Here is a 10,036-nt window from a genome sequence, read left to right as displayed (position 1 = left end):
TCTAAAATAATACAATTATTTTTTTAAAATGTAAAAAAGCGGAACACTGTTTTGGAAATAGGAATTATCACCATAAATTTACTTAATGAAATATGACAAGCAAGAAATAAAAAACTTGAAGGGGGATAAAAATGGAGAAACTTAAAATTAACATTTCAAGATGTAAAGGTTGTCACATTTGTGTAAGTGTATGCAAAAAGGGAGCTATAAGTATTGCAAAAGAAATGAGTGCAAAGGGTTATCATACTATTGAAGTTGATGAAGAAAAATGTGTTCAATGTGGAGCTTGTTATAAGATGTGTCCAGACTATGTGTTTGAAATATTATAAAAAAAGGGGGAAATACAATGGCAAAAGTTTTAATGAAAGGTAATGAAGCCTTCGCAGAAGCTGCCATGAGGGCAGGTTGTAGATTTTTTAGTGGTTACCCAATAACTCCTCAGACGGAAATTTTAGAGTATATGTCTTGGAGAATGAAAGAGTTTGGTGGAGAATTTGTCCAAACAGAGTCTGAAGTAGCTGGTATAAATATGGTTTTTGGAGCAGCAGCAACAGGTGCAAGAGCTCTTACTACTTCATCTGGGCCAGGATTTTCTTTAAAACAAGAAGGAATATCTTATCTTTGTGGAAGTGATTTACCAGCAGTAATAGCAAATGTTATGAGAATAGGATCAGCTTTAGGGAATGTATTTCAAGGTCAAGGTGATTATTGGCAAATGACTAGAGGTGGAGGTCATGGAGATTATAGAACTATAGTATTAGCGCCTGCTAGTGTTCAAGAAAACGCTGACATGGCTTATGAAGCATTTGATTTAGCTGAAAAATATACACATCCAGTTATCGTGGCTTCAGATGCGGCAATAGGTCAAATGGTTGAAGCAGTAGAATTACCGGAATACAAGGAACATGATATAGATAAATACGATTGGGTTATAAGAGGTAGAAAACCAGGAGAAAAGAAAAGAGTACTTGAAAATACATATTATGCTATGGGAGCAGATAATTATAAAGAATATTTGCTAGATAAATATAGAACTATAGAAGAAACTGAACAAAGATGGGAAAGTGTTCAAACTGAAGATGCAGAGTTAGTTTTAGTTGCTTATGGAATAAGCTCTAGAGTTAGTAAGGAAGCAGTAAAAATGGCTAGGGGTGAAGGTATAAAACTAGGTCTTATAAGACCAAAAACATTATGGCCATTCCCTAAAAAAGCATTTGATGCTTTAGGTGAAGATGTAGTTGGATTTTTAAGTGTAGAAATGAGTATACTTGGTCAAATGGTAGATGATATAAAATTAGCTACTTTAAATAAGTACCCAGTTGAATGCTATAACGAGTTTGCTAATGTACCTGATTCTGAAATAATTGTTCAAAAAGCAAAAGAAATGTTATCTAAGTATGAAGGGGGAGTTAAATATGAGTTATAAGATACCGAATGCAATAACTTCTAATGAAAGTGGTTGGTGTCCAGGTTGTGGTCATGGTATAGTGGCTAGACTAATTGCTGAAGTGGCGGAAGAGTTAGAAGTTGAAGATAGAGTTGTCATGGTAAGAGATGTGGCATGTGGTGCTATGGTTAGTGGAGTTGTTGAATTTAATAATATTGGTGGAGCACATGGTAGACCTATTATTACAGCATGTGGTGCAAAAAGGGCTAGAAAAGACTCCATTGTAATAGCTCATCCTGGAGATGGTTCAGCTTACTCTATAGGGATAGAGAGTACTATACATGCAGCTTTAAGAAATGAAAATATATTAGCTTTGATAGTTAATAATAGTGTATTTGGAATGACAGGAGGACAAATGTCACCAGCCACATTAATTGGTCAAAAAACAACTTCTTCTCCAAAAGGAAGAGATAAGGATTACAACGGTTCACCATTTGATGTGGTAAAAACATTAAAAGAATATGATATAGCTTATTTAGCTAGAGGGTCTGTAGATAGTCCAGGAGAAGTTACAAAAGCAAAAAAATACATAAAAAAGGCTATAGAAAAACAAATGAGGGGAGAAGGATTCTGTTTAGTAGAAATACTAAGTCCTTGTCCAACTAACTGGAATAAAACTCCTGTGGATAGTTTGAAAATGATAAAAGATCAACAAAAAGTATTTTATCCTGTAGGTGAATACATTGATAAAGGAGGGAATTTATAATGGCTGAAATTATATGTGCTGGTTTTGGGGGGCAAGGTGTTCTTGTAGCCGGTATGATTATAACTTATGCAGGAATGGATGAAGGTAAAAATGTAACATGGTTTCCATCTTATGGGGCTGAAATGAGAGGTGGAACAGCAAATTGTACTGTAAAAATAAATAAGGATGAGATTGCCAGCCCTTATTCTAAAAAATTGGATATTCTAATTGCGTTAAATGAAGTATCTATTAATAAATTTGAAAATCAATTAAAACCAGGAGGTACTTTAGTAGTAAATAGTTCTTTAGTATCTGAAAATAGAGATTATAGAGATGATATAAATGTTGTTAAAGTAGATGCAACAAATATTGCAAATGAACTTGACAATCCACGAGGAATGAATATTGTGGCACTTGGGGCAATGGCTAAGTCTACTGGATTGTTTGATACTGAGTATTTAAAAAAGTCAATTGATAAATTCTTTGCAGATAAAGGAAAAGTTAATCCTAAAAATGCCCTTTGTTTTGATAGAGGAGTTAGCTGTGTATAGTTGGAGGTAAATAAAATATGGATATATTTAAATTATTGAGACCTAAAAAAGTTGCAGTTATAGGAGCTAGTGAAAAGTCTGGATTTGGAGGAGATACTTGTAGAAATATAATAAAGTATCAATCTAATATAGATAATGTTTATTTTGTAAATCCAAAACAAGAAAGTATAATGGGGAAGAAATGTTACAAAAGTATAAGTGAAATAGATGATGAAATAGATCTTGCAGTTATTTGTACTTCTCAAAAAACAGTAGTACCTCTACTAAAAGAAGCTAAAACTAAGGGAGTTGGAGGAGCTGTTGTTTATGCGAGTGGATATTCAGAAGTTGGAGATGAAGAAGGCAAAGAGCAAGAACGAAATCTTATAGAAGCAGCTAAAGAGTTAGATATAGCTGTAATGGGACCTAACTGTGGAGGATATATAAATTTTATAGATAGCACATTTAGTTTTGCATTTGTTGGAGATTATGCAAACAAAAAAGGTAAAATAGGATTTATATCTCAAAGCGGTCAGTTTTGTATAGATATGCTGAAAAACCCAGAAATGAAGTATTCTTATGCTATATCTGCTGGAAATAGTAGAATAGTTCAAATGGAAGATTATATGAATTTTTTACTTGAGGATGAGGATACAAAAGTAATAGCAATGTACCTAGAAGGAGTAAAAAATCCTATTAAATTTGAAGAATGCCTAAGAAAAGCTGCTCAGATAAAAAAACCAATTGTAATTTTAAAGGCAGGAAGAAGTCCTAAGGGGCAAGAAACAGCTGCTTCTCATACGGGAAGTATGGCAGGTAGTGATAAAACGTACGATGCAATATTTGAAAAATTTGGTGTAATAAGAGTTGACGATATGCAAGACTTAAGAAGTACTTCGGCAATACTTGCTACTCTTAAGACACTACCTAAAAATAATAAATTTGGGGCTATGTGTGTTTCAGGTGGAGAAACAGCAGTATCAGCAGATACAGGTTATATGTATGGAATAGAGTTTCCAAATTTCTCTCATGAAACTCTAGAAAAATTATCAAAACTATTACCACCATATGCAACACCAAGAAATCCATTGGATATGACATCTACATTAGCTTATAACACTGATAGATTTGCTGATGGAATTACGGCAGTTATGAGTGATGAAAATGTAGATATGTGTTTAATTGGATTTACAATATCAGAAAATGTTACAGTATCGAATGAAATTATGTTTGAAGGAATAAAAAAAGCATCAGAGAGAATGGATAAGCCAATTGCTTTAATGAGTTTTATGGAGACATCAAGAAATAAAGAATTTGTAGAAAGATTTATTAATATAGGCATACCAGTATTACCAACGACAAAATATGGATTCAGCGCATTAAAACATTTAGTTGAATTTGTAGAATACACATCAGAGGATAAAGATCTTGAGCTTGCAATACCAGATATGACAAATAAAAAAGAAACAATAGCATTAAGTGAATATGCTAGTAAAAAAATGCTTTCTGATTACGGAGTTAATGTAGATTTAGGAATGATAGTTACAAGTAAAGAACAAGCGATATGTGAAGCAAATAAAATTGGCTATCCACTTGTAATGAAAATTGAATCGGCGGATATACTTCATAAATCAGATGTTGGAGGCGTTAAGCTGAATATTAGAAATGAAAAAGAAGTTAAAAATGCTTATGAGGAAATAATGAGTAGTGTATCAGAAAAAGCACCTAAAGCTAAAATAAATGGAATACTAATGCAAAAAATGCTTAACAAAGGTACTGAGATGATAGTTGGATTAAACAATGATCCACAATTTGGACCTATGATTCTAGTTGGCATGGGTGGTGTATTTGTAGAAGTGTTTAAGGATGTATCCTTATATCCAGTACCATTAAACAAAAAGGAAGCAGAACATATGATAAAATCTCTGAAATCTTTTAAATTATTAAATGGTTATAGAGGTGGAGATGTGGCTGATATAGATGCATTAACAGAAATGATAGTAAGCATTTCTGACTTTGCATACAAAAATAAAGATAATATTAAAGAGTTAGATATAAACCCACTTTTTGTATATCCTGAGGGAGAAGGCGTTGGAATAGCTGATGCTCTTATAGTTTTAAATCAATAAACTTAATTAAATGAGTTTAGAAATAAATGAATAAATCTATAAAATTTTGGGTTAGTGAATAACATGGAGGGATGTTATGGATAAAAAAGAAAAAAACATTGTTAAGCGTAAACCAACGCCTGCTGAATCGATTATAGGAGTATTATTCTTATTAGTAATAATAGTTGTAGGCAGTGTTATTATGAAATTGTCTGTAGAGCTAATGTTTGTTTTAGGTACTTTATTTGTTGGATTCATAGGTAAGAGATGCGGGTTTACATATAAAGAAATTAAAAAAGGTATGTTGGACTCTGTAGCCGATAATGCGGAAATACTTGTAATAATGTTAGGTATAGGTTTCTTAATAGGAAGTTGGATTTATTCAGGCACAGTTCCTTGTATGATAGGATGGCTTGCTAATTTAATAAGTGTAAAGTATGTATTAGTTTTATCCTTCTTATTCTGTGCAATAATAGCTGCTATAATAGGAACTTCTAGTGCAACTATGGGTACTATAGGAGTTATAATGCTTGGCGTTGCAACAATACAAGGTGTATCTCCTGGAATAGCTGCAGCTGCAGTTATATGTGGATCTTTCTTAGGACAAATAACATCAGTAGTATCGGATATGGTTAACTGGAATTCAAGTATAACAGGTAACACTACTCAATCAACAGTTATGCTTTGTTTACCAGCAGAAGCTATAGGAGTTATAGTATCACTAGTATTTTTCTTTATAGTAGGTTTAAGATTAGATTCAGCTGCAACTCCAGAGTCTGTAAATCAAATAAAATTATTAGTAGATACAGTTTTTATAAGTTATAAATCATCAATTATAGTTTTATTACCTGTAATAATATTATTCTTTATGGTAATAAAAAAATGTGATGTTATACCAACTTTATTTGTATCAGGTATAGCTGCATTGTTAGTAGGAATGTTATATCAAGGTTTTTCTATAAATGATGCATTTTCAGTAGCTTATGGTGGATTTAATCCAGAAATGCTTAATTTAGCAGAAGGAACTGAGTTAATGCCAGAGTTCCAAAACCTTATTACTAGAGGTGGGATGATGTCTATGGCAGATTTCTTAATATCAATTCCATTGATGATGGCTTATGTAGGAACTTTATCAACAATAGGTGCGGCTCAAGTTATATCAGAGACTTTCTTAAAGGATGTAAAAAGACCAGGAAATGCAATTGCAGTAAATACTATTTCATCATTATTTCTATGTGCAGCTACAGGTAGTGTAATGGCACCTGGAATGTTAGGATCTAGAATGTTTACTAGTGTATATGAAAAAGCAGGAATAAGTCGTAGAAATATGGTAACAGCATTTCAGTTTTCTTGTACTAATGGGGTACTTTTATTCCCTTGGTGTGCAGTAACAATGTATGCTCAAAGTATAGTGGGTATAGAAGCTATACAATGGATACCATATTTAACTTTGGTGTATGTTCCAATAATAGTTAATATTATATTTGGCTATTTAGGAATAGGTATAATTAAGCTTAAAGATGATAAAATTGCAGAACCAGTTTCAATATGAAAATAGGCCCAAATTCTACCCTTTATATAGATTATTCCCTGTAGGCTTGTATAAATCTGCAGGGAATGACAATTAAAGATTTCCATTACTTTTACTTAAATTGAGGTGAAGCTGGGGGATGGATAATAAGAGCATGGACAAGAGATACAAATTTTCGTTTAAATTTTCTTTATTTATATTATTAATCATATCGATGATTTTAACTTTAGGAATTTCATTTTCAGTACCAACATCAGTATTATTGCTTATAATTTTAATATTTCTTTTCGTAATATCATTGTTAAATAAAGTACCTTATAAAGATATTGAAGCAGCAATGATAAATGGTGTTAAGAGTGTTAACAACGCAATAATAATACTTTTATTAGTAGGAGTAATTATTGCTACGTGGATAAAAAGTGGTATAGTACCCATGATAATATACTATGGACTAGATACTCTAAATCCAGATATATTATTACCTATAACTTTTATACTTTGTGCCATAATGTCTATTTGCACTGGTAGTTCATGGGGAACATGTGGAACGATTGGTATTGCATTTGTAAGTATAGGAGAAAGCCTTGGCGTACCAACATATGTAATAGTTGGTGCAGTAATATCAGGAGCAACAGTAGGTGATAAAATTTCACCACTATCAGATACTACCATAGTAGCATCTAGCATAGCAGAAGTTGATATTTATAGACATATTAAATCAATGATGTATACTACAACACCCACGTTTTTAATTTGCTTAATAGCATACTTTTTTATAGGAAAATATTTTGGAGGAAGCAATTTTGATCCTCAAGCGACTATTGAAATAAAAGATGTATTATATTCACAGTTTAAATTTAGTCCATTATTATTATTACTTCCTATTTCTATATTTATAATGAGTATTAAAAAGACACCAGCAATATTGTCATTACTAATATCTGGAATACTGGGTGCTATAGCAGCTGTTGTTGTACAGGGGAATAAGATAATTGATGTTTTACAAGTTATGTATAAAGGTAACATATCATCAACAGGAATAGAGATAGTTGATGGAATGCTTACTAATGGTGGACTAGTTTCAATGTTTCCTACTGTATGCATAATTATATTTGCATTGGGTATTGGTGGTATTTTAAATGATTTAAAAATATTAAATCCCATAATCGAAAGATTAAAGAAAGTAGTAAAAACTGATGAAGGTTTAGTAGTACTTACCTTAATATGTGGAAGTATTACAGTAATAACATTATCATCATTATATGTATCAGCAATTTTAGTTGGTAAAATATTCAAAAATAATTATGATGAGAGAAATATAGATAGAAGTATTTTATCTCGTTCAATAGAAGAGTCAACAACAATCACTACACCTTTAATACCGTGGCATTCAAGTTATATATATTATACTCAGTTATTTAATTTAACTAATATGCAGTTTGTTCCTTTCACCATATTTTGTTGGTTAAACTTAGTAATTAGTATAGTGCTGACTAAGTTAGGTGTGTTTACACCATTATTTAGAGGTGAAAAGCTATTTAAATTAAAAATAAAAGAAGAACATAGTAATTGTTAATAATTATATTTTAATTAGGAGGAGTAAATATGAGTTTTAATTATGCTAACCGTATGTCACATGTTAAGGGATCAGCAGCAAGGGCAATGTTAAAAATAACTAGAAATCCAGAGGTTATATCATTTGCAGGAGGATTACCTGCACCAGAATTATTCCCAGTTGAAGAATTTAAACAAATGTCTAAATTAGTTTTAGAAGAAAATGGGGCAAATGCATTGCAATATGGACCAGCAGAAGGATATGAGCCATTAAGAAAACAGATAGCTGAAAGAATGAAAAAATCAAGTGTAGAAATAGATCCTTCTAATATTTTAATTACTAGTGGATCTCAACAAGGATTAGATTTCTCAGCTAAGATATTTATAAATCCTGGTGATATTATTATATGCGAGAGTCCAAGTTATTTAGGAGCTATAAATGCTTTTAATGCTTATGAACCTGATTATATAGATATAAAAACAGATGATGATGGAATGGTAATGGAAGATCTAGAATATGCATTAAAAAATAATGATAATGTAAAGCTAATTTACGTTATTCCAGATTTTCAAAACCCATCAGGAAAGACATGGTCTCTAGAGAGAAGAAAGCAATTAGTAGAATTAGCTAATAAATATAATGTAGTAATAGTAGAAGATAATCCATATGGAGAACTTATATTTGAAGGGGAAATGCTACCGGCCATAAAACATTTTGATACAGAAGATAGAGTTATATTCTTAGGTACTTTCTCAAAAATATTTTCTCCTGGATTAAGAATTGGTTGGGCTGCATCTGGAAAGGAAATAATTCATCAATTCAATTTATGCAAACAAGGAGCAGACTTGCAATCAAGTACTATATCACAGATGGAATTATCCAAGTTTTTGGATAACTACGATATAGAGGAACACATAAATAAAATTATAGAAGTTTATAGAAGAAGAAGAGACTTGATGCTAGGTACAATGAAAGAAGTATTTCCTAAAGAAGTAAAATACACTTATCCGAAGGGTGGATTGTTTATATGGGTTGAATTACCAGAACATATAAATGCTGAAGAAGTAAGTGAAAAGGCATTAGAAAAGAAAGTAGCGTTTATAGTAGGAAATCCATTCTTCCCAAGAGGAGGACATGATAATACATTTAGAATGAATTTTTCCAATATGCCAGAGGATAAAATTGTTGAAGGTGTAAAACGTTTAGGAGCAGTATTAAATGAACTACTTGTAAATGAAACAGTATAAATTGATCTAGTTAAAAATTAGGAGGAGAATATGTTTAATAAAATAATAGTTATAGATCCAATGGAAATAGTAGAAGAAAGCAAAAATAAACTTAATAATCTTGCTAAGGAAGTAATATTCTTTGATACATTAGCAGAAACTGATGAAGAAAAAATTCAGCGTATAGGAGATGCAGAAGCTGTTCTTGTTTCATACAGGGGTTCTATTGGTGGAGCTGTTATAAAAGCTTGTACTAATCTAAAATATATAGGTATGTGTTGTACATTATACTCTGCTGAAAGTGCAAATGTGGATATAATAACAGCAAAGAAAATGGGGATAGAAGTATTAGGAATAAGTCATTATGGTGACAACGGAGTGATTGAGTTTATAGTGGGAGGACTTATTAGATTAATACATGGATTTGGAAGTCATCAGTGGAGAGAAGAACCATATGAATTAGATGGATTAAATATAGGTGTAATTGGTATGGGGAATACGGGTTATAATGCAGCTAAAGCTCTTAATTATTTTGGAGCAAATATCTCTTACTATGATAGAGTTGAAAAAGAATTTTGTAAAAATGATGGTTTTGAATTACGTTCATTATACCATGTTTTAAAAGACTCAGATGTAATTATAACTTGTTTAAATAGAAATACTAAGGTACTTTTTGAAGAAGAATTTAAAATAATGGGTAGTGGAAAAATATTAATTAATACATCAATAAGTCCTACTTATGATATTGATGCCTTAGAAAAATGGTTAAGTGACAAATCAAATTATTATATATGTGATTCAGATATGGCCTTAGGAGATGAAAATGGAAAACTTATTAAACTTGACAATGTAATATGTTCGCATAAAGCATCAGGAGGTTCGCATCAAGAAAAGTTTAGATTTGCAGAAAAAATAATAGAAAATATAGAAAAATTTTTAAGTAAAAATAGCGTT

At 31.4% G+C, this 10,036-nt stretch carries 9 protein-coding genes; all 9 read left to right on the top strand.

The features are described from left to right. Positions 1–131 precede the first annotated feature (131 nt). Positions 132–329, top strand: coding sequence for a 4Fe-4S binding protein (locus tag NSA58_RS10655; RefSeq protein WP_039681233.1), 198 nt, complete (start codon positions 132–134; stop codon positions 327–329). A 17-nt stretch (positions 330–346) separates the two neighbouring features. Beyond that, positions 347–1,426 carry a 3-methyl-2-oxobutanoate dehydrogenase subunit VorB gene (vorB, locus tag NSA58_RS10650; RefSeq protein WP_039681234.1) on the top strand — a complete coding sequence of 360 codons (1,080 nt, stop codon included), beginning with the start codon at positions 347–349 and terminating at the stop codon, positions 1,424–1,426. Beyond that, on the top strand, positions 1,416–2,153 hold the full coding sequence (locus tag NSA58_RS10645) for a thiamine pyrophosphate-dependent enzyme (protein WP_039681235.1): 738 nt from the start codon (positions 1,416–1,418) through the stop codon (positions 2,151–2,153). Before vorB ends, NSA58_RS10645 begins: the two co-directional genes overlap by 11 nt. After that, entirely contained in the window at positions 2,153–2,683 is a 531-nt protein-coding gene (locus tag NSA58_RS10640) for a 2-oxoacid:acceptor oxidoreductase family protein (RefSeq protein WP_039681236.1), read from the top strand. The genes NSA58_RS10645 and NSA58_RS10640 overlap by 1 nt, the downstream gene beginning before the upstream one ends. Before the next feature lie 17 nt (positions 2,684–2,700). After that, positions 2,701–4,791 (top strand): acetate--CoA ligase family protein, encoded by a 2,091-nt coding sequence (locus NSA58_RS10635; RefSeq protein ID WP_039681237.1) that lies wholly within the window; start codon positions 2,701–2,703, stop codon positions 4,789–4,791. Positions 4,792–4,867: 76 nt separating this feature from the next. Next, positions 4,868–6,322, top strand: coding sequence for a Na+/H+ antiporter NhaC family protein (locus NSA58_RS10630; RefSeq protein WP_039681238.1), 1,455 nt, complete (start codon positions 4,868–4,870; stop codon positions 6,320–6,322). Between the two features lie 118 nt (positions 6,323–6,440). Then, positions 6,441–7,877, top strand: a complete 1,437-nt coding sequence (gene nhaC / locus NSA58_RS10625) for a Na+/H+ antiporter NhaC (RefSeq protein WP_074429689.1) — start codon at positions 6,441–6,443, stop codon at positions 7,875–7,877. A gap of 29 nt (positions 7,878–7,906) precedes the next feature. Next, the gene (locus NSA58_RS10620; protein ID WP_039681239.1) at positions 7,907–9,103 is read left to right on the top strand and encodes an aminotransferase-like domain-containing protein; all 1,197 of its coding nucleotides are present in this window, start codon (positions 7,907–7,909) and stop codon (positions 9,101–9,103) included. Between the two features lie 30 nt (positions 9,104–9,133). After that, positions 9,134–10,036: NAD(P)-dependent oxidoreductase (locus NSA58_RS10615; protein ID WP_257560450.1), on the top strand; the 903-nt coding region annotated here is incomplete at its 3' end.

It is taken from the genome of Terrisporobacter muris (assembly GCF_024621905.1).
In the GTDB taxonomy this organism is placed as follows: Bacteria; Bacillota; Clostridia; order Peptostreptococcales; family Peptostreptococcaceae; genus Terrisporobacter; species Terrisporobacter muris.
This window is presented reverse-complemented; position numbering and strand designations above follow the sequence as displayed.

Coding starts and splice junctions, on each gene's coding strand:
- NSA58_RS10640 (WP_039681236.1), top strand. CDS start 2,153: ATGGCTGAAATTATATGTGCTGGTTTTGGGGGGCAAGGTGTTCTTGTA.
- NSA58_RS10620 (WP_039681239.1), top strand. CDS start 7,907: ATGAGTTTTAATTATGCTAACCGTATGTCACATGTTAAGGGATCAGCA.
- NSA58_RS10635 (WP_039681237.1), top strand. CDS start 2,701: ATGGATATATTTAAATTATTGAGACCTAAAAAAGTTGCAGTTATAGGA.
- NSA58_RS10655 (WP_039681233.1), top strand. CDS start 132: ATGGAGAAACTTAAAATTAACATTTCAAGATGTAAAGGTTGTCACATT.
- vorB (WP_039681234.1), top strand. CDS start 347: ATGGCAAAAGTTTTAATGAAAGGTAATGAAGCCTTCGCAGAAGCTGCC.
- NSA58_RS10630 (WP_039681238.1), top strand. CDS start 4,868: ATGGATAAAAAAGAAAAAAACATTGTTAAGCGTAAACCAACGCCTGCT.
- NSA58_RS10645 (WP_039681235.1), top strand. CDS start 1,416: ATGAGTTATAAGATACCGAATGCAATAACTTCTAATGAAAGTGGTTGG.
- nhaC (WP_074429689.1), top strand. CDS start 6,441: ATGGATAATAAGAGCATGGACAAGAGATACAAATTTTCGTTTAAATTT.